This is a genomic window from Pseudomonas sp. TSRC2-2, assembly GCF_049897785.1.
GTDB lineage: Bacteria > Pseudomonadota > Gammaproteobacteria > Pseudomonadales > Pseudomonadaceae > Aquipseudomonas.
On sequence record NZ_JAFCWZ010000014.1, the window covers coordinates 61,481 to 84,899 of the forward strand.

Below are 23,419 nucleotides of genomic sequence, written 5' to 3' on the forward strand. Positions count from 1 at the left end.
AAAAACCGCTGAGTGGGCACTCCGCCATGACCGTGCATTTGCGCTACACTGCGCCGCTTGTGCAGATCGATAGAGTTTGAAGGACAACCATGACGTTCAAGGCGCCGGACAGCCTCGCCGAGCAAATCGCTCACCACCTCGCCGAACGCATCATTCGTGGCGAAATGAAGCCAGGAGAGCGCATCCAGGAACAGAAGGTCACGCTGGCGCTCAACGTCAGCCGCGGTTCGGTCCGCGAAGCCTTGCTGATCCTCGAACGCCGTCACTTGATCGCGATCCTGCCGCGTCGTGGCGCCCACGTTACCGAGCTGACGCCGCACAAGGTGCAGAGCCTGTGCACGCTGATGAGCGAGCTGTACATCCTGCTCGGCAATTCCGTGGCCAACGGCTGGCAAGTGCAGTCGGACATGGCGCCGTTCGTGCAGATCCAGCAGCGCCTGACCGCCAGTTACGAGCGCGGCGATATCCGCAGTTTTGTCGATGACAGCTTCGCGGTGATGCGCGCCGCCTATCCATTTGCCAACAACCCATACCTGCAGGAAACCGTCGAGAACCTCCAGCCGGCGATGAGCCGCGCATATTTCCTCGCCCTCGAACAGCGCAAGGCGGAAATGAGCGAATTCCTCGAACTGTTCGAACGCTTGCTCGCCGCCGTACTCGCCCGTGATTTGCCGCAGATCCGCATCGTGCTCACGGCATATGCCCAGCGCAGCTGCGATCTGGTGGTGTCTGCGCTGACGGTTGCCTGAGCGTGCGGCTAAAGTGCATCAAACTGGCGGGGTTCAAATCCTTCGTCGATCCGACCACTGTGAACTTCCCCAGTAACATGGCGGCGGTCGTCGGGCCGAACGGTTGCGGCAAATCGAACATCATCGACGCTGTGCGCTGGGTGATGGGCGAAAGTTCGGCGAAGAACCTGCGTGGCGAGTCGATGACCGACGTCATCTTCAACGGTTCGACCAGCCGCAAACCGGTAAGTCAGGCGAGTATCGAATTGGTGTTCGACAACTCCGACGGCACGCTGCTCGGCGAATACGCGGCGTACGCGGAAATCTCCATTCGTCGCAAAGTCACCCGCGACAGCCAGACCACTTATTATCTGAACGGCACCAAATGCCGGCGCCGCGACATTACCGATATCTTCCTCGGCACCGGCCTCGGCCCGCGCAGCTATTCGATCATCGAACAGGGGATGATCTCCAAGCTGATCGAATCCAAGCCTGAAGACCTGCGCAATTTCATCGAAGAAGCAGCGGGCATCTCCAAATACAAGGAGCGCCGCCGCGAGACTGAAAACCGCATCCGCCGTACCCACGAGAACCTCGCCCGCCTGACCGACCTGCGCGAAGAGCTGGAGCGCCAGCTCGAACGTCTGCACCGGCAGGCCGAGGCGGCGAAGAAGTATCAGGAATTCAAGGCCGAAGAGCGTCAGCTCAAAGCGCAACTGTCGGCATTGCGCTGGCAGGATCTCAACGAGCAGGTCGGCCAGCGTGAGTCGATCATCGGCAACCAGGAAGTCAGCTTTGAAGCACTGGTCGCCGAGCAGCGTAACGCTGACGCCGCCATCGAACGCCTGCGCGACGGCCACCATGATTTGTCCGAGCGCTTCAATCTGGTGCAGGGGCGTTTCTATTCGGTCGGCGGCGACATCGCCCGGGTCGAGCAGAGCATCCAGCATGGCCAGCAACGCCTGCGCCAATTGCAGGATGACCTGAAAGAAGCCGAACGTGCGCGTCTGGAAACCGAATCGCACCTGGGCCACGACCGCACGTTGCTGCTGACCCTGGGCGAAGAGCTCGACATGCTCACCCCCAAGCAGGAAGTCACCAGCGCTGCTGCCGAGGAAGCCGCCGCGGCCCTCGAAGAAGCCGAAACCACCATGCACGGCTGGCAGGAGCAGTGGGACGCTTTCAACCTCACCGCTGCCGAACCGCGCCGTCAGGCTGAAGTCCAGCAATCGCGGATCCAGCAGCTGGAAAGCAGCATGGAGCGCCTCGCCGACCGGCAGAAACGCCTCGCTGAAGAGCGCGCGTTGCTCTCCGCCGACCCGGAAGACGCGGCGATCATGGCGCTCAACGAGCAGCTCGCCGAATCCGAAGCGACCCTGGAAGATTTGCAGACCAGCGAAGAAGCGCAAGTCGAAAAGCTCGAACAACTGCGTCAGGAATTACAGCATGCGTTGACCGCGCAGCAACAGGCGCAGGGCGATCTGCAGCGGCTCAACGGGCGCCTCGCATCCCTTGAAGCCTTGCAGCAGGCAGCGCTGGATCCGGGCACCGGCACCGCCGAATGGTTGAAGGAACACAACCTCGCCGAGCGTCCGCGTCTGGCCGAAGGCTTGAAGGTCGAGGCGGGTTGGGAGCTGGCGGTGGAAACCGTGCTCGGTGCTGATCTGCAAGCGGTGCTGGTCGACGACTTCAGCGGTTTTGATTTGTCCGGTTTCACTCAGGGCGATCTGCGCTTGCTCAGTCCGGCCAGCGATGGCGTGCGGGTGGCGGGCAGCCTGCTGGACAAAGTCGAGGCGCAGATCGATCTGTCGCCGTGGCTGGGTCAGGTCAAACCGGTCGACAGCCTTGAGCAGGCGCTGGCCTTGCGCGGGCAGCTCGGCGCTGGCGAAAGCCTGATCAGCCGCGATGGCTATTGGGTCGGTCGGCACTTTTTGCGCGTACGTCGCGCCAGCGAAGCGGAAAGCGGCATGCTCGCTCGTGGCCAGGAAATCGAAGACCTGCAACTGGAGCGCGAAGAGCGCGAAGCCACGGTCGAGGCCATGGAAACCCGCCTGCAAACACTGCGCGCGCAACAGCGCCAGCAGGAAAACGGCCGCGAACATCTGCGCCGCTTGCTGCAGGACGAAGCGCGCCAGCAAGGCGAACTGAAGGCGCAGCTGTCGGCCGGTAAAGCCAAGGCCGAACAATTGACGTTGCGCCGCACCCGCCTCGATGAAGAATTGGTTGAACTCGCCGAACAGCGTGAGCTCGAGCACGAGCAGGTCGGCGAAGCGCGCATGCAATTGCAGGAAGCGCTGGATGCCATGGCGCTGGACACCGAACAGCGCGAATTGCTGTTGGCCCAGCGCGACAGCCTGCGCGAACGCCTTGATCGCGTGCGCCAGGAAGCCCGGCAGCACAAGGATCATGCCCATCAACTGGCCGTGCGTCTCGGCTCGCTGCGCGCTCAGCACGATTCCACGCGACAGGCGCTGGAGCGCCTGGAAATGCAGGCCGAGCGTCTGACCGAAAAACGCGAACAGCTGAGCCTGAACCTGGAGGAGGGCGAGGCGCCGCTGGAAGAGCTGCGTCTGAAACTCGAAGAACTGCTCGACAAGCGCATGACCGTCGACGAAGAGCTCAAAACGGCGCAAATCGCTCTGGAGGACGCCGACCGCGAACTGCGTGACGCGGAAAAGCGTCGGACCCAAGCCGAGCAGCAATCGCAGCTGATTCGCGGCCAGCTCGAACAGCAACGCATGGAATGGCAAGCCCTGACCGTGCGCCGCAAGGCTTTGCAGGATCAATTGCTCGAAGATGGCTACGACCTCAACGGCGTGCTCGCCACATTGACGGCGCAGGCCAGTGAACGCGAAGCCGAAGATGAACTCGAACGCATCAACGCGCGCATTCAGCGCCTGGGTGCGATCAACCTCGCAGCCATCGACGAGTACACGCAACAATCGGAGCGTAAACGTTATCTGGATGCGCAGGACGCCGATCTGGTCGAGGCGCTGGAGACTCTGGAAAATGTCATTCGCAAGATCGACAAGGAAACCCGCAACCGTTTCAAAGATACCTTTGATCAGATCAACGGCGGATTACAGGCACTTTTCCCGAAAGTTTTCGGTGGCGGGCGCGCGTATTTGGAACTGACGGGCGAAGATCTACTCGATACAGGGGTGACGATCATGGCGCAGCCGCCCGGAAAGAAGAACAGCACCATCCATTTGCTCTCCGGCGGCGAAAAAGCCCTGACGGCACTGGCACTGGTGTTTGCCATCTTCAAGTTGAACCCGGCGCCGTTCTGCATGCTCGATGAGGTTGACGCGCCACTGGATGACGCTAACGTTGGACGCTACGCACGCTTGGTCAAAGAGATGTCGCAAACCGTGCAGTTCATCTATATCACCCACAACAAGATCGCCATGGAAATGGCCGAGCAGTTGATGGGCGTGACCATGCATGAACCGGGTTGTTCGCGACTGGTGGCAGTGGATGTCGAAGAGGCAATGGCGATGGTGGATGCCTGAGTCGGTTTGGTGTGGGAATAGTTTTGGAGGTCTGTAGGACTTTTTACCGACATCGGCTGGATGGCCAATCGACATATTCGCGCAAGCCAAATGAGACAGACGGTGTAAAGTTGTCTTTGGTCGTGCTAGTTTAATGTCAATTTTTCGTATACGTGGGCAAAACGCCTGTCAGAACATAGAGTTGGCGCCACGTTTTAAAGCGGTTTACGCAGTGTAAACCCCTTATTTTTCAGCATTTTTTATAGAGGCACGGGATTACATGGAAATCGGTCTGCGCGAGTGGCTGATCGTCATCGGCATCATTGTGATTGCCGGTATTCTTTTCGATGGCTGGCGCCGTATGCGCGGCGGCAAGGGAAAGCTGAAATTCCGTCTCGACCGGAGCCTGTCCAATCTGCCGGACGAGGATACCAGCGCCGAGCTGTTGGGCCCGGCCCGCGTCCTGGATACGCACAAAGAGCCGCAACTGGATGAGCACGATCTGCCGTCGGTGAGCATGCCCAATCGCGAAGCCCGCGAGCCGCGTGAATCCGGCTCGAAACGCGGCAAGCGCGGCAGCAACGGCCCGGCGCAGGGCGACTTGAACCTCGACCTGGATCTGGACGGCGGTCCGAGCTTCAGCAGCCGTGACGACGATTTTGCCGAAGACAGCAAGCCTGCATCTGCCGTGGCAGAAAAAGATCAGCCGCAAGCCGAAGAAGTCCTGGTGATCAGCGTGATCTGCCGTGACCCGGCCGGCTTCAAGGGCCCGGCGCTGCTGCAGAACATTCTCGAAAGCGGCCTGCGTTTCGGTGAGATGGATATTTTCCACCGTCACGAAAGCATGGCCGGCAACGGTGAAGTGCTGTTCTCCATGGCCAATGCGGTCAAGCCGGGTATTTTCGATCTGGACGACATCGACCATTTCAGCACCCCGGCAGTGAGCTTCTTCCTCGGCCTGCCAGGCCCGCGTCATCCGAAGCAGGCTTTCGACGTGATGGTGGCGGCAGCACGCAAGCTGTCCCAGGAATTGAACGGCGAATTGAAAGACGATCAGCGCAGCGTGCTGACCGCGCAGACGATCGAGCACTACCGTCAGCGCATCGTCGAATTCGAACGCCGCGCCCTGACCCAGAAGCGCTAAGGCTTGAATCAACAGATCGCAACCTTCGGCTTGTAGGAGCTGACGAGTGCAACGAGGCTGCGATCTTCTGGCCCGCCGCCGATGATGGAATAACACTGGAGCAGCCTCGGCTGCTCTTTTGCTTTATGAGAGAACACCCATGACCGCCGCCAAAAACCGCATTCTAGAGCTGCGCGCTGAGCTGGATCAGCACAACTATCGCTACCACGTTCTCGACGAACCGAGCATTCCGGATGCCGAATACGACCGCTTGTTCCACGAGCTCAAGGCACTGGAAGCGGCCAATCCGGAACTGATCACCAGCGACTCGCCGACCCAGCGCGTCGGCAGTATGGCGCTGACCGCGTTCACTCAGGTGCGTCACGAAATCCCCATGCTCAGCCTCGGCAACGCCTTCGAAGAAGCCGACATGCGCGAGTTCGATCGCCGCGTCAACGAAGGTCTCGATGTGCCAGCGGGTGATCTGTTTGGTGGCGGCGCGGCGGTGGAATACAGCTGCGAGCCGAAGCTCGATGGCCTGGCGGTCAGCCTGCTGTATCAGGACGGTCTGCTGGTGCGCGGCGCTACCCGTGGCGATGGCACCACCGGCGAAGACATCAGCGTCAACGTGCGCACCGTGCGCAACATTCCTCTGAAACTGCACGGCGAAGGCTGGCCGGCGACGCTGGAAGTGCGCGGTGAAGTGTTCATGTCCAAGGCCGGTTTCGAGCGCCTCAATGCTTCGCAACTGGAAATCGGCGGCAAAACCTTCGCCAACCCGCGCAACGCGGCGGCGGGCAGCCTGCGCCAGCTCGATTCGAAGATCACCGCCAATCGTCCACTGGAATTCTGCTGCTATGGCATCGGCCAAGTGTCCCACGATATTTCCGACACTCACATCGGCAACCTCAAGCAGTTGCAGAAGTGGGGCATGCCGATCAGCCACGAACTGAAACTGGCCAAAGGTATTGACGAATGCCTGGAATACTACCGCGACATCGGTGCGCGCCGTGATTCGCTGGCCTATGAAATCGATGGTGTGGTGTTCAAGGTCAACAGCATCGCCGACCAGCGCGAGTTGGGTTTCCGCGCCCGCGAGCCGCGCTGGGCAATCGCGCACAAATTCCCGGCGATGGAAGAACTCACCGAATTGCTCGATGTTGAGTTCCAGGTCGGCCGCACCGGTGCGGTGACGCCGGTGGCGCGCCTGAAACCGGTGAAAGTCGCCGGCGTCACCGTGGCCAACGCCACGCTGCACAACATGGACGAAGTGGCGCGGCTGGGCTTGATGATCGGCGACACGGTGATCATCCGCCGCGCAGGCGATGTGATTCCGCAAGTGGTGCAGGTAGTCACCGAGCGTCGCCCCGATGACGCGCGCCCGGTCGCCATTCCTGAAAGCTGCCCGGTATGCGGCTCGCATGTCGAGCGTACGCAACTGGTCAAACGCAGCAAGGGCAAGGAAACCTTCAGCGAAGGCGCCGTTTATCGCTGCGTCGGGCGACTGGCCTGTGGTGCGCAGCTGAAGCAGGCGATCATTCACTTCGTTTCGCGCCGGGCGATGGACATCGAAGGTCTGGGCGACAAGAGTGTCGAGCAGTTGGTTGATGAAGGTCTGGTCAGTTCACCAGCCGATCTTTACGCACTGAAGTTCGACGACATCGTCGATCTGGAAGGTTTCGCCGAGGTATCGAGCAACAAGCTGCTCAAAGCCATCGAAGACAGCAAGCAGCCGAGCCTGGCACGTTTCATTTACGCCCTCGGCATTCCCGATGTTGGCGAAGAGACGGCCAAGGTGTTGGCGCGTTCGCTGGGTTCGCTGGAGCGCGTGCAACAGGCCTTGCCTCACGTGCTGACCTACTTGCCGGACGTCGGCCTGGAAGTCGCGCACGAGATTCACAGTTTCTTTGAGGATGCGCACAATCAGCAGGTGATCAGCGAATTGCTTGGCCATGGTTTGCAGATTCAGGATCAGGGCGAATTGGGCGCCGAGTTCGCCGCCAGTACGACCCTGGGCGGCTTGATCGACAAACTGCACATTCCTTTCGTTGGCCCCGGCGGTGCGCAGAAACTCGCTGACCGCTTTGGTTCGCTGGATGCGGTGATGAACGCTGACTGGCTGGACATGCGTCAGGCGTTGCCGGAGAAACAGGCCAATTCGGTGCGCGAGTTCTTCGCCTTGCCTGAACATCGACAACTGGCCGAGCAGGCCGAGCAGCAGCTGCGCGACTTCGGCATGCATTGGCAGAGCGAGAAGAAAGTCGTCGAAGGTCTGCCACTGTCAGGCGAAACCTGGGTGCTGACCGGCAAGGTCGAGTTGATGAGCCGGGACGTGGCCAAGGATCACCTGGAAAGCCTCGGTGCCAAGGTTGCCGGTTCCGTGTCGGCGAAAACCCATTGCGTGGTCGCGGGGCCGGGTGCCGGCTCGAAACTGACCAAAGCCAATGAGCTGGGTGTGAAGGTCATGGACGAAGAGGCGTTTATCGCCTTCCTGAAAACCCACGGCATTTCCGTATGACCGTTTTCTACGCCCCCACACCTGATCATTCCCACGCTCCGCGTGGGAATGCCGCCCCGGACGCTCAGCGTCCGCTGTGACGCGGAGCGTCACGGGATGCGTTACCACGCGAAGTGTGAGAACGATCAGTCGAGAAGGTGCGGGAACGATCTTCGCGCCAGGATGATCTAGTCTTGGCCAGTCCCAGGGAGAGATCGCCATGCACCGCTTTTTCGAGCAGCTCAGTTCCCGCATCATCGCGCCGTTCGTGGCCGGATCCTCGCGCAACAGCAAAGTCTGGCCGTGCCGTTGCGGCCAGTCGCTGTTCTTTCGCAACAGTCAGTGCCTGGCCTGTAACGCCTTGCTCGGTTACCAACCCGAACAAAGTCGCCTGACCTCGCTGCAACCGGGGCCGGAAGAGGGCACCTGGACGCTTGACGTCGATCCTGGGGCCGGCCTGTTTCGCCGCTGCGCCAACCTCGACATGCCCGCAGCCTGCAACTGGCTGCTGCCGGCCAACGATCACGACACCTTGTGCATCGCCTGTAGCCTCAATCGCACCATTCCCGATTTGTCCGTCGCGCAAAACCCCGAGCGCTGGCGCAAGGTCGAGATCGCCAAACGCCGCCTCGTCGCGCAACTGATCACTCTCGGCCTGCCGGTCATCCCGAAAACCAAGGATGAGGAAGCCGGGCTGGCGTTCGACTTCATTGGTGTCGACCTGGAAGGCAACGCGCCGATGACCGGCCACGCCAATGGCCTGATCACCCTCGACATCAAAGAGGCCGACGACGCTCACCGTGAGCAAGTCAGAGCGGCGATGCACGAGCCTTATCGCACGCTGCTCGGGCATTTTCGCCATGAGGTCGGCCACTACTACTGGGATCGCCTCATCGCCAACGGCCCTTGGCTGGACGCGTTCCGCAATCTCTTCGGCGACGAGCGCGCCAGCTACGCCGAGGCGCTGGACCGGCATTATCAGCAAGGCGCACCGCTGGACTGGCCGCAGCACTACGTCAGTGCCTACGCGACCATGCATCCATGGGAAGACTGGGCGGAAACCTGGGCGCATTACCTGCACATGATGGACGCGGTGGACACCGCGCTGGGCTTTGGCATGAGCGCGCGGGAAATGGATTTCGACTATCAGCCGTTTCCGGCCAGCACCCTGTATGACCCCGAGCATCCGGGCGGCACGGCGTTCCTCTCGTTCGTCAATGCGTGGATCGAACTGGCCGGCATGCTCAACGAACTGTCGCGCAGCATGGGCCAGCCGGATTTCTACCCCTTCGTGCTGCCGGCAGCGGCAATCGCCAAGCTGCACTTCATTCATCTGGTGATCCAGCAGGCGGGCGGTCGTGCAGACGAAGTCCTGGCCCTGTAGGAGCTGCCGGAGGCTGCGATCTTTTGCCGTCTTCGCATGTCCTTGAACCTGTTGGTATTTTTTATCTGCAACCAACGGTTGAAACTTCATCTCAGACAGGTACAATGGCGCGGCTCGCCGACAGGCAAGCGTCGTTATGGTGACCCCATCGGTCCCCCCGCAACGATTACCCGTGAACCTGGTCAGATCCGGAAGGAAGCAGCCACAGCGGGAACATTGTGTGCCGGGGTGTGGCTGGTGGGGGCACCACCTTAACGAACCAAAGGCTGCAAACAGAACTGCATGGGTTTCGCCCACTGCGGTTTTTTTATGCCTGCGATTTGGCCTTTTGGGTTGATCTGACGTCAGCCATGCTGCGATCAGCAACGCAGCCTCCCGGCGCCCTTGAGGCTGTCGAAGCGGAACAGTGGCATACTCCCTCGCCTGGTATCGAGAGGTAAGGCAAGTGGGTGAAATTGACGATCTGACCCGGGAAAAACTGCGCGAATGGCAGTTGCGTCGTCTGGAAGTCAAAGCGCAAATGCAGGAGCAGCCCGAGCGCACGCTGGAGCTGTCACGAGTGCTCGACCTGATGGACGAAGAGCACGCCGCCATCCTGGCGGCTTCGACTGTATTCAATGCGGCTGAAGAAACGACTCAGCCGGTCGCGGTGCAGGCTCAGCCGGCCATCGCTGAGTCGGTGGTCGGCCAATACGACCTGCAACTGCACGCCACCGCGCAAAGCCCTGAACACCTGCGCAAACTGCTGGAAATGGCGCTCTACGAAGTGCAGGCGCAGATTGATGCGGGGGCGGTGTCGGCCGGTGGAGATCGACGCGGCATGTCCGGGACGCTGGGCGACTACGCCTTCGAGCTGCGGGTCAATCCCGAGACCGGCAGCGAGGGGCAACTAGCGCACACCCATTCATTGCACGACGAGAATGACCAGGACTGATCTGGTGATGTGTCAAAGCCCAGACGGCGAGGTTGTATGCACCCGGAACATTTTGATTTGGCCACCCCGGTATTTCTGCCCATCGCTCACGATGCGTGTATGGCGTTGTTGCAGCCCCACGGTGACGCGACACTGGCCAGCCTGAGCGACCCGGAGCTGGCGGCATTGCTGGTCATCCAGAATCTCGCCCAGGCCACGGAAAAGGATTTGAGCGCCAGCGCCGCAGAAAAAATTCTCGCCAAACTCATTGACTGGTCTGTCACCTCTCGGCGGTCGGGATCGGCGGGACTGATTTCAGAGGCGCGGCGGCTGTTCGATTCGCGCAAATTGTACTTCGGCCTCAATGCGCTCAAGAGTCTGAACCTGCGGTTTCTCATGGCCGATGAAGTCACTGCGCAGGAATACCTGTTGCCCGATGGGCAATGGGATGTCGACTACAAGATTCGCCATCAGAAACAGAACAACCCGTTCCGCCAGCAAATGATCACGCCACGCGAGCGTGAGCACTGGTTAAGCGCGGCGCAGGACAAGCTGCTGCGAACCTTTCGCGCCAATCTCGACGAAGACCTGCACGTGCAAGGTTATGCAGGCATCGGCAAGAGCTACATGCTCAGTGCGCTGATCGAATGCCTGCGCTCGAAACGCACCCTGGTGCTGGCGCGCACCCCGGCCAAACTGGCGACGTTGCGCAAGCACATCGTGCAGGTCCACGACACCGAAATTGGCCAGACGTTTTTCGATTTCGCCCAGGCCCAGCTACTGGGTCCCCGGGTGCATTTGGCCAGGACGCCAGCGCGGATCCCGAGCAAGCAGGCGCTGGCGCAGGAACTGAACATGTTCGGCTTTCGCCACCACGATGGGCAGGGCACCCTTGAGGTCTGCCTGCGCGTGCTGGAGTTGTACTGCGCCTCACGAGATCACACGTTGTGCGCCAGGCACCTGCCGCATTTTCAGCAGCCCTTGACCGGCGCTGACTCGCAGGCGCTGCTGGAATATTCCAGTCGCCTGTGGGTTTATCTCGAGGCCAACCCGGCCTGGTCCAGCCAGACGGGTTTTCAGACGTTGCTCATGATCAAGCGCGCCAGTCTCTCCGGTTGCCGCGTCCCGCCGCGCTACACCCATGTGATCATCGATGAGAGCCAGGATGTGCCGGCGTCGCTGCTGCAAATCATCGAGCGCGGGAAGCAGGTGCTGATCACCCTCGGCGATGAATATCAACAGGCCACGGGTGAGGCTCTCAAGCGCAAGCGTGAAGTCCGCCAGAGCGATATCTGCTATTCGGTGCGCTCGGGGCGCAATGTCGAGCGCTTGGTCAATCCGCTGATCTCGCGCCACACGCACAAGAGCAAAGTGCCGTTTGAAGGCGCTCGTCACGCTGACGTCGATATTGAGTACTACCCCGAAGCCTTCGTGCCGCCGGAGGGTTGTGTGGTGCTGACCGCGTCGCCATGGGACACGATGATGTGGGCCATTCACCTGCACGATTCCAACTGTGCCTTCAGTTTCCCTGACAGGGAAGCGCAGGACGACATCAAGCATTTCATGACCACCGCCATCGAATTGTTCCGCCGCGATTTCTATAACGCCGGGACCAGTGAGAAAGGGCCACACCCCTATTTCAGTGACATGGCCGATTGGCGGCAAGTGCGCGAGGCCAACCGTTTCGACGAGGCGTTTCTGTGGATCGAAGCACAACTGCAAGAAGGCTTCAGGATTGCCGACCTGACTCGACTGAGCCAAAAGATCATCGAACCGGGCAAGGCCTGTCTGTTGATGATGGCCGAGCAGGCCGGCGGCATGGAGTTCAGGCGGGTGCTGTTGACGCGGGCATTGCTCAGTAACGAGAAATTCAGGGACGCCTACGAATTCGACCAGCGCATCTGCGCCGTGTACATCGCCGTGTCCCGCGCCCGGCAGCAGCTTTATCTGCCTTACGATGTGGTGGAGTGGATCGATTATCACCACAGCCGCGAGCCGAAATTCCGCGAATCGCACGGTTATTGATCGACGCCTTTGCAAGAGCGAGCAGGCTCACCCCGGCAGGGTTATCGAGTGTTCCCGGAGCTGCCCGTGTAGAGCCGGATAATGTCGTCGATCTCGCCGGACATTTTCATTCGCAGCAACGTCCGCAGAATCCGCTGTACCGGCACCTTCGGGTCGTTTCTCACATAGCAGCCGATATCCTGTTCCTGCAGCACCGCGACCCCGCGCAACTGCTGCTCCGGCAGCAGGCGCTGATTGATCCAGTCCAGCGTCCACTGGTTGCTCACGGCGTAGCGATAGCGTCCGGCAAGGAGCTTCTCCAGCACCTGTTCCTGATTGCGCGCGTCTTCGCGTTGTAACTGATCGGCGTTGAACAGCGGTTGCAGGGTGGGGTAGCTGTAACCGTTGACGGTGCCGATGGCCTGGCGCGGCAGGTGGGCGGGATCGATCAGTGCGGATTGGTCTTGGCGGCTGACCAGTAGGTCGCGCTGAAACCACAGCGGCACGCTCCAGATGTAATCGCCGGACTGATTCGGCAGCCAAGACTGGGCGGCATAGCAGCGTACATCGATGTCGCCGTGCTCCATGGCGCTCTGTATGCGCGCGCGCGGCAGCACGATGAATTGCGCTGGCGCGCCGACCTGGGTCGCCAGGCTGAGCAGAATGTCGTGCAGGATGCCTTGGGTCGGTCTGCCGTCTTGCAGTTGCACCATCGGCATCGCCCAGCTATCCGGCACGGCGAAGCGCAACGGCGCTTGAGCGGCCATCGCGTTGAGGCTGATTCCCAGCAATGCCCACAGGGCCCACCGCATAAACGCTCCGGTCATTCGCCGTCCCGAGCCGATAAAAGCCTCTGCTGATGCAGCTTAGCCATATTAGACGAGGACACCGGATGCAATTTTGCCCTTGCTCCGCTAGCATTAGCCGCTTCTGCTTCCTTCGCTGCGACGGTTTTCGATGAGTTATCAGGTTCTTGCACGTAAATGGCGTCCGCGCTCGTTCCGCGAAATGGTCGGCCAGACCCATGTGCTCAAGGCTCTGATCAATGCCTTGGACAGCCAGCGGCTGCACCACGCCTACCTGTTCACCGGGACGCGCGGGGTCGGCAAGACCACCATCGCGCGGATCATTGCCAAGTGCCTGAACTGCGAGACAGGCATCACCTCCAGCCCCTGTGGCGAATGTTCGGTGTGCCGCGAGATCGATGAGGGCCGTTTCGTCGACCTGATCGAGATCGACGCCGCCAGCCGCACCAAGGTCGAAGACACTCGCGAGTTGCTCGATAACGTGCAGTACGCGCCAAGCCGTGGGCGCTTCAAGGTCTACCTGATCGACGAAGTGCACATGCTGTCCAGCCATTCCTTCAATGCGCTGCTGAAAACCCTCGAAGAGCCGCCGCCCTACGTCAAGTTCATCCTGGCGACCACTGATCCGCAGAAACTTCCGGCAACCATTCTTTCGCGCTGCCTGCAGTTCTCCCTGAAAAACATGACGCCGGAGCGTGTGGTCGAACATTTGACCCACGTGCTTACGGCGGAAAACGTACCGTTCGAAGACGATGCACTGTGGCTGCTCGGCCGTGCTGCTGACGGCTCGATGCGTGACGCCATGAGCCTGACCGATCAGGCCATCGCTTTCGGTGAAGGCAAGGTGCTCGCTACCGACGTGCGGGCGATGCTCGGCACGCTGGATCACGGTCAGGTCTATGACGTGCTGCATGCACTGATCGAAGGCGATGCCAAGGCACTGCTCGAAGCCGTGCGGCATCTGGCCGAGCAAGGCCCGGACTGGAACGGCGTGCTCTCGGAAATTCTCAACGTGCTGCACCGCGTGGCCATCGCCCAGGCGCTGCCGGAAGGCGTCGACAATGGTCATGGCGACCGTGATCGCGTATTGGCCCTGGCCCAGGCGTTGCCGGCCGAAGACGTGCAGTTCTATTACCAGATGGGCCTGATCGGTCGCCGCGACTTGCCGCTGGCGCCGGATCCGCGCGGCGGCTTCGAAATGGTCTTGCTGCGGATGCTGGCGTTCCGACCGGCGGACACGGCGGACGCGCCGAGGCAACCGCTAAAGCCAGTGGGGATCAGCCAGGCCACAGTTGATTCCGCAAACTCAGTGGCTGCCGCGCCCAAGCCTGCGCCGGTGGTCGCTGCGGCGGTTGCGCCAGCAGCGGTGGCTGAGCCGGCAGCCGTAGCGGCGTCAATGCCCGAGCCAGAACCTGTTGCGCCGGTTGTCGAAGCGCAACCGGAGCCTGAGCCGGTCGCCGTCGAAGCTGTGGTCGATCTGCCATGGAACGATCCGGTAGAAGCCGAGCCTGAGCCCGAGCCGGCGCCTGTACAGCAACCTGCCGTAGAACCGGTGCTGGAAACCGCTGGCGAGCAGCCCGAGCTGCCGCCAATGCCGCTGCCAACCCCGGACAGCGTCGTCCCGGATGCGCCGGAGTGGGCCGCGGCGCCGATTCCCGAGCCGTCCGTCGCCGAGGTCGATGCCGCTACGCCGGGCATGGACATGGATGACGAGCCGCCGCTGGATGAGGATTACATCGAGCCGGACATGGATTCGGCCTACAGCTACCTCGACGAACTGGCCAGCGAACACGCCGCCGATCCCGAGCCTGAGCCCGAGCCGGAACCTGCCGCCGCGCCGGCCACTGGCCTGGCCCTGCAATGGCTGGAGCTGTTCCCGAAACTGCCGATTTCCGGCATGACCGGCAGCATCGCCGCCAACTGCACGTTGATCGCGGTAGACGGCGATCACTGGCTGATGCACCTCGATCCGGCTCACAGCGCCCTGTTCAACGCCACGCAACAGCGTCGTCTCAACGACGCGTTGAACCAGTTTCACGGGCGCACCCTGACCCTGACCATCGAGCTGATCAAGCCCGAGCAGGAAACCCCGGCCCAGGCTGCCTCGCGGCGCCGCGCCAACCGTCAGCGCGAGGCGGAGGAGTCGATCCACGGTGATCCGTTCATCCAGCAGATGGTTCAGCAGTTCGGCGCGGTGGTGCGAAGCGATACTATTGAACCTGTCGACGCCTTGGTCACCCAAGGCTAATAACTGAAGGTGCTCGGCCAAGATGGCCGGGCGCTGTTTTATCCAAGTACGTTTGAGGTGATTCCCATGATGAAAGGTGGCATGGCCGGCCTGATGAAGCAGGCGCAGCAGATGCAGGAAAAAATGGCCAAGATGCAGGAAGAACTGGCCAACGCCGAAGTCACCGGCAAGGCCGGTGGCGACATGGTCACCGTGGTGATGACCGGTCGTCACGACGTTAAAAGCGTGAGCATCGACCCAAGCCTGGTCGAAGGCCTGAGCGAAGACGACAAAGAGATGCTCGAAGCCGTGGTCGCCGCCGCCGTCAACGACGCCGTGCGCAAGATCGAGGCCAACAGCCAGGAAAAAATGGGCAGCATGACCGCCGGCATGAACCTGCCAGCGGGTATGAAATTGCCTTTCTGATTCGCCATTGGGCGGCAGATGAGCTACACAAAATGCCAGGCATTGCGCCTGGCATTTTTGTTTCTGCCTGATGGTCATGGGCCTGCAGGACTGACGCCTTCGCGAGCAAGCCCGCTCCCACAGATCATTGCGTTCCATCTCAAGAAATGCGCTCGGATGTGGGAGCGGGCTTGCTCGCGAAGGGGCCGACTCGATCCACATGAAGAAACATCGAACACACCACCGCTGCCAAGGTCTGCTCCCTATATCACCGAATTCCCCATTCACAGGAGACGCTGACATGTCCGACCCTCTCACCCTCAATCAACGCTTCGTTCTTGCCTCGCGCCCGACCGGCGCGCCGACCCCGGAGAACTTCCGTCTCGAGCGCGAGGCGTTGCCGGATCTGCAGGAAGGGCAGGTGCTGCTGAAAACCCTCTACCTGTCGCTGGACCCGTACATGCGCGGGCGCATGAGCGACGCACCGTCCTACGCCGCGCCAGTGCAAATCGGCGAAGTCATGACGGGCGGCGCGGTCAGCCGGGTCGAGCAGTCCCGTCATCCGAAATTCCACGCCGGCGATCTGGTGGTGGGTGCGACTGGCTGGCAAAGCCACAGCCTCAGCGACGGCCGTAACATCATGCCGATTCCCGCCGGGCTGCCGAGCCCATCGATGGCCCTCGGCGTTCTGGGCATGCCGGGCATGACCGCCTACATGGGCCTGATGGACATCGGTCAGCCGAAAGAAGGCGAAACCCTGGTGGTGGCTGCGGCGTCTGGTGCCGTCGGCTCGGTGGTCGGCCAAGTGGCGAAGATCAAAGGGTTGCGCGCCGTCGGCGTGGCCGGTGGTGCCGAGAAATGCAAATACGTGGTCGAGGAGTTGGGTTTTGATGCCTGCATCGACCACAAGGCCGACGACTTCGCCGAGCAACTGGCCAAGGCCTGCCCCAACGGCATCGACATCTATTACGAAAATGTCGGCGGCCATGTTTTCGACGCGGTCGTGCCGTTGCTCAACCCCAAGGCGCGCATCCCGTTGTGCGGCCTGATCGCCGGCTACAACGCTGCCGAGGCGCCGACTGGCCCGGATCGCCTGCCGATGCTGCAACGCACGCTGCTGACCAAGCGCGTGCGTATTCAGGGCTTCATCGTGTTTGACGACTACGGTGATCGCCAGCCGGAATTCATCAGCCACATGGTCCCGTGGGTGCGCGACGGCAAGGTCAAGTTCCGCGAGGACGTGGTCGAGGGCCTGGAGCAGGCTCCCGAGGCTTTTATCGGTCTGCTGGAAGGGCGCACCTTCGGCAAACTGGTGGTCCGGGTTGCCCAGGATTGAGGATTTGACGCTGGCCAGAGGCGCGGGTATAAACCGCGTCTCGTTGTTTAGTCGGACTGTTTACCCATGAGCTTCAGCCCTTTGATTCGCCAACTGATCGACGCGCTGCGCACCTTGCCAGGCGTGGGTCAGAAAACCGCTCAGCGCATGGCGTTGCAGTTGCTCGAACGTGATCGCAGCGGTGGTACACGTCTGGCCCAGGCCTTGAGCCAGGCCATGGAAGGTGTCGGTCATTGCCGCCAGTGCCGCACGCTGACCGAGGACGATTTGTGCCCGCAATGTGCCGACCCGCGCCGCGACGACACGCTGCTCTGCGTGGTCGAAGGACCGATGGACGTCTATGCAGTCGAACAGACCGGTTTCCGTGGCCGCTATTTCGTGCTCAAGGGGCATTTGTCGCCGCTGGATGGCTTGGGGCCGGAAGCGATCGGCATTCCACAACTGATGGCGCGGATTGAAGAGGCCGGGACGTTTACTGAAGTCATCCTCGCGACCAACCCGACGGTGGAGGGCGAGGCGACCGCGCACTACATCGCCCAGTTGTTGCAGAACAAAGGCCTGATCGCTTCGCGGATTGCCCACGGTGTACCGCTGGGCGGTGAGCTGGAGCTGGTCGACGGCGGCACGCTGGCGCATTCGTTTGCCGGGCGTAAACCGATTTCCCTTTAAAAATCAAAAGATCGCAGCCTTCGCCAGCTCCTGCAGGGAACGCTTTCCAGTGCAGGAGCTGGCGAAGGCTGCGATCTTTTGATCTTCTCTATCTTGTTAACCAAGCAAGCGCTCGGTTAACTTCGGCGAACCCTTCCGTGGAGCTCGCCCATGCCTGCCTTTCAGGAATACTTCGACCCCAGCCACCAATTGGTCCGCGACAGCGTCGGACGTTTCGTCGAACGCGAGATACTGCCGGACATCGATCAGTGGGAAGAAGCCGAAAGCTTCCCCCGTGAGCTGTACTTGAAGGCCGGTGCGGCGGGGATTCTCGGCATCGGCTATCCCGAGGCGCTCGGTGGCAGCCATGAAGGTGATCTGTTCGCCAAGGTCGCTGCCAGTGAGGAGCTGATGCGCTGCGGCTCTGGCGGGCTGGTAGCGGGGCTGGGTTCGCTCGATATCGGCCTGCCGCCGATCGTCAAGTGGGCGTTACCCGATGTGCGTGAGCGGATCGTGCCACAGGTGCTCAGCGGCGAGAAAATCAGCGCCCTGGCGGTGACCGAGCCTGGCGGCGGCTCTGACGTCGCCAACCTGCAGACCCGCGCTGTGCGTGACGGCGATTTCTATCGGGTCAGCGGCAGCAAAACCTTTATCACCAGCGGCGTGCGCGCGGATTTCTACACCGTTGCGGTGCGTACCGGTGCGCCGGGGTTTGGCGGTATCAGCCTGTTGCTGATCGAGAAGGGCACGCCAGGTTTCAGTGTCGGCCGCCAGTTGAAGAAAATGGGCTGGTGGGCCTCGGACACCGCCGAGTTGTTTTTTGACGACTGCCGCGTGCCGGTGGGCAATCTGATTGGCGCCGAGAACATGGGCTTTGCCTGCATCATGGGTAACTTCCAGAACGAAAGGCTGGCGTTGGCGCTGATGGCCAACATGACTTCGCAACTCGCATTGGAACAGAGCCTTAAATGGGCGCGCGAGCGTGAGGCCTTTGGCAAATCGATCGGCAAGTTTCAGGTGATCAAGCATCGCCTCGCCGAAATGGCCACGGCGCTGGAAGTGTCGCGGGAATTCACTTACCGGCAAGCGGCGAAGATCGCGGCAGGACAGAGCGTGATCAAGGAAATTTCCATGGCGAAGAACTTTGCCACAGACACGTCCGACCGCATCACCACAGAGGCCGTGCAAATTCTGGGGGGGCTTGGTTACATGCGTGAAAGTCTGGTGGAGCGGCTGTATCGGGATAACCGCATTCTGTCGATTGGCGGCGGGACGCGGGAGGTGATGAACGAAATCATCAGCAAGCAGATGGGGCTCTAAAAGCAAAAGATCGCAGCCTTCGGCAGCTCCTACAGGGAAATGCGGATCCCTGTGTAGGAGCTGCCGAAGGCTGCGATCTTTTGATCTTGATTATTTGTCGGTCAACGCAAACTGCGTCAGGCAAAACGTCGGAATACCCATGTCCTCAAGACGCTGCGAACCTTGCAGCTCTGGCAAGTCGATGATCGCCGCCGCTTCATGCACCCGCGCGCCCATGCGGCGAATCAGGTTGGCCGCCGCGATCAGCGTGCCGCCAGTGGCGATCAGGTCATCGAACATCACCACCGAATCGCCTTCGCACAGGCTGTCGGCGTGCACTTCCAGAAAGGCCTCGCCGTACTCGGTCGCGTAGCCTTCAGCGAGCACGTCCGCCGGCAGTTTGCCCTGCTTGCGGAACAGCACCAGCGGCTTGTTCAACTGATAGGCCAATACCGAACCGATCAGAAAACCACGGGCATCCATCGCGCCGATGTGGGTGAAGTCGGCTTCGACGTAGCGGTGGGCGAAGCTGTCTATGACCAGGCGCAGGGCTGTCGGCGACTGGAACAACGGGGTGATGTCGCGAAAGATCACGCCCGGCTTGGGGAAGTCGATCACGGGGCGGATCAGGGATTTGATGTCGAAGGAGTCGAAGACCATCGGGGTGTCCTGGCAGGGCTGCAAACGGCGCAGTATACCCGCGGCTGAAACGATTCGCTCAACCGCGGGTCGTGATCAGCCTTCGATCGAACCGCCGGCCAACGCGCACAGCTGAATCGGGTCGAGAATGTGGATCTCTTTGCCCTCGGCGGCAATCAACTCGTTCTGCTGAAAGCGCGTGAACACCCGCGACACGGTTTCCACCGCCAGGCCCAGGTAATTGCCGATTTCATTGCGCGACATGCTCAGGCGGAACTGGTTGGCCGAGAACCCGCGAGCGCGGAAACGTGCCGACAGGTTGACCAGAAAGGTCGCGATGCGCTCGTCGGCGGTTTTTTTCGACAACAGCAGCATCATCTGCTGATCGTCACGGATTTCGCGGCTCATCACGCGCATCAACTGGCGGCGCAGTTGCGGCAGTTGCAGGGCCAGTTCGTCGAGGCGCTCGAAAGGGATTTCACAGACTGAAGTAGTTTCCAGCGCCTGGGCCGACACCGGGTGTTTCTCCGTGTCCATGCCCGACAGGCCGACCAGTTCGCTCGGCAAGTGGAAGCCGGTCAGTTGTTCTTCACCGGCATCGCTCAGGCTGAACGTCTTGAGGGCGCCGGAGCGCACTGCATAAACGGAATCGAAGGTGTCACCCTGGCGGAACAGGAATTCGCCTTTTTTCAACGGGCGGCCGCGTTTAACGATTTCGTCCAGCGCATCCATGTCTTCCAGATTCAGAGAAAGTGGCAGGCAGAGCGGGGCCAGGCTGCAATCCTTGCAATGGGCCTGGTTGTGAGCGCGCAGTTTGACTGGCTCGGACATTTCTTCAATCCTTGTGGGAAAACACACATAAGCCGTAAGGGTAACCCACACAAGGACATTCAGGCCAGCACACGGCGGCGTTGTCTTACCGAGATAAAGCCGCAGCACTTACGGCCGATAACCTGTTATCAGCATTCATCCAAGGAAGGCCCCGATGACCGCCATTGGCACGCTAAGCCCCGGTAGTAGTGGCGTTACTGCTTCGCCAGGGGTCACCAAAAGCGACACTGCAACGGGCCGCGATGACGAGATGTCCAACACCGCAACCCCGACCTTGGTCGAGGGCGTCAAAGTGTCGCTGTCCGGTGCGGCCATCGCCAAATCCGCTGCTGTCGGCGGCAAAAACAGTGACATCGACAACAGCGGCTTGCCAGAGAACATCCGGCATTTGCTGAAAATGATTCGAAAAATCCAAAAAGAAATCGTCGAGAAGAAAGCCCGCATGGCGGCAGTCATGTCAGACAAAACCCTTTCCATTGAAGAAAAGATCAACAAGCTCGCCGCCCTGCGTGGCGCTATTGCCGCCCTCAACAGCGGCCTGATCACCGCCAACCTGGCCTTGTCGAAAGTCATGAACCAGTCGGCGCTGACCCCGGATCAGAACCTCAAGGTCGGCTCGTTGCTGACCAAACCTTAAATCACTCGCGAGAAACGCTGGCGGTTCTGCTGCTCAAGGTACGCATCGAAGACCATGCACACCGAGCGCACCAGCAATCGGCCCGCCGGCAATACCTCGATCCGCTCGCGATCAAGTTTGATCAGGCCATCATCGGCCATACCCTGCAATTGCGGCCATAGCCCGCCGAAATAGCCTTGGAAATCGACGTTGAACTGCTGTTCGATCTCGGCAAATACCAGAGTGAAATTGCAGATCAGCTGCTGAATCACCGCGCGGCGCAAGCGATCGTCGGCGTTGCACACGAGGCCCCGACTGGTCGCCAGTTGCGCGCTGACAAGGCTGTTCTGATAGGCATTGAGGTCGCTGCTGTTCTGGCAGTACAAATCGCCAATCTGACTGATCGCCGACACGCCTAACCCAATGAGGTCGCAGTGGCCGTGGGTGGTGTAACCCTGAAAGTTGCGTTGCAGGGTGTGGTCTTCCTGAGCGATCGCCAGCTCGTCGTCGGGCAGAGCGAAGTGGTCCATGCCGATGTAGCGGTAACCGGCCGCGATCAATTGCTCGATGGTGCGCTGAAGCATTTCCAGCTTGTGCGCCGGGCTCGGCAAATCGCTGCTGTTGATCCGTCGTTGCGGCATGAAGCGTTCCGGCAAGTGCGCGTAGTTGAATACCGAAAGACGATCCGGTTGCAGGCTGATCACTTCCTCGACGGTGCGGGCGAAATTGTCCGGTGTCTGCTTCGGCAGGCCATAAATCAGATCGATGTTGATCGAGCGAAATTGCAGAGTGCGTGCCGCATCGATCACCGCGCGGGTTTCTTCCAGGCTTTGCAGGCGATTGACTGCGCGCTGCACCGCCGGGTCAAGGTCTTGCAGACCGATGCTGACCCGATTGAAACCCAGTTCTCGCAAGAGGCCCATGGTCGACCAGTCGGCTTCGCGCGGGTCGATTTCGATGCCGTAATCGCCCGAGTCATCATTGAGTAAGTTGAAATGCTCGCGCAGGTGCGCCATCAGCTGGCGCAGTTCGTCGTGGCTGAGAAAGGTCGGTGTACCGCCACCGAAATGCAGTTGCTCGACTTTTTGCGCCGGGTCGAGGTGGCAGGCAATCATCTGGATTTCCTGCTCGAGCCGCTGCAGATACGGCTGTGCGCGACCGCGATCCTTGGTGATGACTTTGTTGCAGGCGCAGTAATAGCAAATGTTCGCGCAGAACGGCACATGCACGTACAACGACAGCGGCCGCTGCGCCTTGCGGCTGTCGCGCAGGGCATGGAACAGGTCAAAGGTGCCGACCTGACCGTGAAATTGCACGGCAGTCGGGTACGAGGTGTAGCGCGGCCCCGCCAGATCGTAACGGCGGATCAAATCGGTGTCCCAACGAATGGCGTCGAGCATGCGGGCATTCCCCCGGATAGGCTGGCAGTGTGGCGAGTCTATCGGGGTGCGGCGATGGGGCTGTTGATTTGCATCAACGGCACAAGATCAAAAGATCGCAGCCTTCGGCAGCTCCTACCTTGGAATTCGACCTCCTGTAGGAGCTGCCGAAGGCTGCGATCTTTTGCTTCTAATGACCCATAAGCCAATGCTGATGCGGGCCGGGAAGGGTCCACAGGCCAAACACAATCACCAGCAAGCCACCGGCCATGCGCACGCTGCGTTTGCGCAGGATCGCGGTCACTCGTTCAGCCGCCAGCCCCGTGGCGAGCAGCACAGGCCAGGTGCCGAGGCCAAACGCAAGCATCAGCAATGCGCTATCCAGCGCATTGCCCTGACTCGCGCTCCACAGCAACGTGCTGTAAACCAGCCCGCACGGCAGCCATCCCCACAACGCACCGAGCAGCAGGGCACGCGGCAGACTGGAAACCGGCAGCAGGCGATTCGCGACGGGTTGAATGAAGCGCCACAAACCACGACCGAGCGCTTCGATCCGGGTCAGCCCACTCCACCAGCCGGCCAGATACAAACCCATCGCGATCAACAGCAACCCGGCCAGCACGCGCATGAACAGCGCTGCCGGGCTGTTGGCAACCGCCCAGCCGGCCAGGCCGATGAGTAATCCCGCCGTGGCGTAACTGAGAATCCGCCCCAGGTTGTACGCCAGCAACAGGCGAAAGCGCCGGCTGCGCTGTTCCTTGGGGATCGCCAGGGTCAGCGCGCCCATCAGGCCGCCGCACATGCCCAGACAATGGCCGCCGCCGAGCAGGCCGAGGATCAGCGCCGAGACCATCAGTGGCGCCAGTTCAAGCATGAGGTGGCGCCTTGTCGTCCGGTTTGAAGGCGTTGGCTTCGTCTACTGCGGCGGTGTGATTGGGGTCCTGATCGTCAAAGAGGATGCTGTGCGCCGGGCTGTCGAGGTCATCGTACTGACCGCTGTCCACCGCCCAGAAAAAGATGTACACGGCGATGGCGACGATCAGCAAGGCAGCGGGAATCATCACGTAGAGAGCTGGCATCTGTCACTCCAGGC

Annotated in this window: 19 protein-coding genes and 1 other RNA gene; 14 read left to right on the plus strand and 6 right to left on the minus strand. The window is 60.9% G+C overall.

Features of this window, described 5'->3' with window-relative positions; translation table 11 throughout:
• Nucleotides 1–89: 89 nt before the first annotated feature.
• The 8 genes from ACP7D9_RS25330 to ACP7D9_RS25365 all read left to right on the plus strand — a co-directional run bounded on the left by ACP7D9_RS25330 (nucleotide 90) and on the right by ACP7D9_RS25365 (nucleotide 12,161).
• Entirely contained in the window at nucleotides 90–749 is a 660-nt protein-coding gene (locus ACP7D9_RS25330) for a GntR family transcriptional regulator (RefSeq protein ID WP_016773849.1), read from the plus strand.
• 2 nt (nucleotides 750–751) lie between these two features.
• On the plus strand, nucleotides 752–4,240 hold the full coding sequence (smc, locus tag ACP7D9_RS25335; RefSeq protein WP_426159949.1) for a chromosome segregation protein SMC: 3,489 nt from the start codon (nucleotides 752–754) through the stop codon (nucleotides 4,238–4,240).
• A gap of 259 nt (nucleotides 4,241–4,499) precedes the next feature.
• Complete coding sequence (gene zipA, locus ACP7D9_RS25340) at nucleotides 4,500–5,363, plus strand: cell division protein ZipA (RefSeq protein WP_101157350.1); 864 nt, start codon at nucleotides 4,500–4,502, stop codon at nucleotides 5,361–5,363.
• Nucleotides 5,364–5,502: 139 nt separating this feature from the next.
• Complete coding sequence (ligA, locus tag ACP7D9_RS25345; protein WP_426159950.1) at nucleotides 5,503–7,860, plus strand: NAD-dependent DNA ligase LigA; 2,358 nt, start codon at nucleotides 5,503–5,505, stop codon at nucleotides 7,858–7,860.
• 199 nt (nucleotides 7,861–8,059) lie between these two features.
• Entirely contained in the window at nucleotides 8,060–9,223 is a 1,164-nt protein-coding gene (locus ACP7D9_RS25350; protein WP_426159951.1) for a zinc-binding metallopeptidase family protein, read from the plus strand.
• Nucleotides 9,224–9,369: 146 nt separating this feature from the next.
• An RNA gene (ffs, locus tag ACP7D9_RS25355) (signal recognition particle sRNA small type) lies at nucleotides 9,370–9,466 on the plus strand.
• A gap of 202 nt (nucleotides 9,467–9,668) precedes the next feature.
• Nucleotides 9,669–10,157 (plus strand): hypothetical protein, encoded by a 489-nt coding sequence (locus ACP7D9_RS25360; RefSeq protein WP_426159952.1) that lies wholly within the window; start codon nucleotides 9,669–9,671, stop codon nucleotides 10,155–10,157.
• 36 nt (nucleotides 10,158–10,193) lie between these two features.
• On the plus strand, nucleotides 10,194–12,161 hold the full coding sequence (locus ACP7D9_RS25365; protein WP_426159953.1) for a hypothetical protein: 1,968 nt from the start codon (nucleotides 10,194–10,196) through the stop codon (nucleotides 12,159–12,161).
• Nucleotides 12,162–12,202: 41 nt separating this feature from the next.
• Here the strand turns inward: ACP7D9_RS25365 and ACP7D9_RS25370 are convergent, their stop codons facing one another.
• Nucleotides 12,203–12,952, minus strand: coding sequence for a substrate-binding periplasmic protein (locus tag ACP7D9_RS25370; protein WP_426159954.1), 750 nt, complete (start codon nucleotides 12,950–12,952; stop codon nucleotides 12,203–12,205).
• 145 nt (nucleotides 12,953–13,097) lie between these two features.
• On the opposite strand from ACP7D9_RS25370, the gene dnaX reads away from it, so the two are divergent.
• From dnaX to ACP7D9_RS25395, 5 genes are all read left to right on the plus strand, one after another.
• Entirely contained in the window at nucleotides 13,098–15,194 is a 2,097-nt protein-coding gene (dnaX, locus tag ACP7D9_RS25375; protein WP_426159955.1) for a DNA polymerase III subunit gamma/tau, read from the plus strand.
• Nucleotides 15,195–15,260: 66 nt separating this feature from the next.
• On the plus strand, nucleotides 15,261–15,599 hold the full coding sequence (locus tag ACP7D9_RS25380; RefSeq protein ID WP_003223337.1) for a YbaB/EbfC family nucleoid-associated protein: 339 nt from the start codon (nucleotides 15,261–15,263) through the stop codon (nucleotides 15,597–15,599).
• A gap of 280 nt (nucleotides 15,600–15,879) precedes the next feature.
• Entirely contained in the window at nucleotides 15,880–16,914 is a 1,035-nt protein-coding gene (locus tag ACP7D9_RS25385) for an NADP-dependent oxidoreductase (RefSeq protein WP_426159956.1), read from the plus strand.
• 66 nt (nucleotides 16,915–16,980) lie between these two features.
• Nucleotides 16,981–17,583, plus strand: a complete 603-nt coding sequence (recR, locus tag ACP7D9_RS25390; RefSeq protein WP_064363871.1) for a recombination mediator RecR — start codon at nucleotides 16,981–16,983, stop codon at nucleotides 17,581–17,583.
• Between the two features lie 150 nt (nucleotides 17,584–17,733).
• Nucleotides 17,734–18,882 carry an acyl-CoA dehydrogenase family protein gene (locus ACP7D9_RS25395; protein WP_426159957.1) on the plus strand — a complete coding sequence of 383 codons (1,149 nt, stop codon included), beginning with the start codon at nucleotides 17,734–17,736 and terminating at the stop codon, nucleotides 18,880–18,882.
• Between the two features lie 90 nt (nucleotides 18,883–18,972).
• Here the strand turns inward: ACP7D9_RS25395 and ACP7D9_RS25400 are convergent, their stop codons facing one another.
• A complete protein-coding gene (locus ACP7D9_RS25400) occupies nucleotides 18,973–19,521 on the minus strand; it encodes an adenine phosphoribosyltransferase (protein ID WP_426159958.1) in 549 nt (182 codons plus the stop codon).
• A 75-nt stretch (nucleotides 19,522–19,596) separates the two neighbouring features.
• On the minus strand, nucleotides 19,597–20,331 hold the full coding sequence (gene fnr, locus ACP7D9_RS25405; protein ID WP_016773865.1) for a fumarate/nitrate reduction transcriptional regulator Fnr: 735 nt from the start codon (nucleotides 20,329–20,331) through the stop codon (nucleotides 19,597–19,599).
• A gap of 154 nt (nucleotides 20,332–20,485) precedes the next feature.
• Between fnr and ACP7D9_RS25410 the strand changes: the two genes are divergently transcribed.
• Nucleotides 20,486–20,968: a hypothetical protein gene (locus ACP7D9_RS25410; RefSeq protein WP_426159959.1), complete on the plus strand. Its 483-nt coding sequence runs from the start codon at nucleotides 20,486–20,488 to the stop codon at nucleotides 20,966–20,968.
• On the opposite strand, the gene hemN is transcribed toward ACP7D9_RS25410, so the two are convergent.
• From hemN to ccoS, 3 genes are all read right to left on the minus strand, one after another.
• The gene (gene hemN / locus ACP7D9_RS25415; protein WP_426159960.1) at nucleotides 20,965–22,347 is read right to left on the minus strand and encodes an oxygen-independent coproporphyrinogen III oxidase; all 1,383 of its coding nucleotides are present in this window, start codon (nucleotides 22,345–22,347) and stop codon (nucleotides 20,965–20,967) included. The two genes, ACP7D9_RS25410 and hemN, sit on opposite strands and share 4 nt — an antisense overlap.
• Before the next feature lie 169 nt (nucleotides 22,348–22,516).
• Nucleotides 22,517–23,200, minus strand: coding sequence for a sulfite exporter TauE/SafE family protein (locus ACP7D9_RS25420; RefSeq protein WP_426159961.1), 684 nt, complete (start codon nucleotides 23,198–23,200; stop codon nucleotides 22,517–22,519).
• Nucleotides 23,193–23,405: a cbb3-type cytochrome oxidase assembly protein CcoS gene (gene ccoS / locus ACP7D9_RS25425; RefSeq protein ID WP_101157371.1), complete on the minus strand. Its 213-nt coding sequence runs from the start codon at nucleotides 23,403–23,405 to the stop codon at nucleotides 23,193–23,195. Before ccoS ends, ACP7D9_RS25420 begins: the two co-directional genes overlap by 8 nt.
• Nucleotides 23,406–23,419 lie beyond the last annotated feature (14 nt).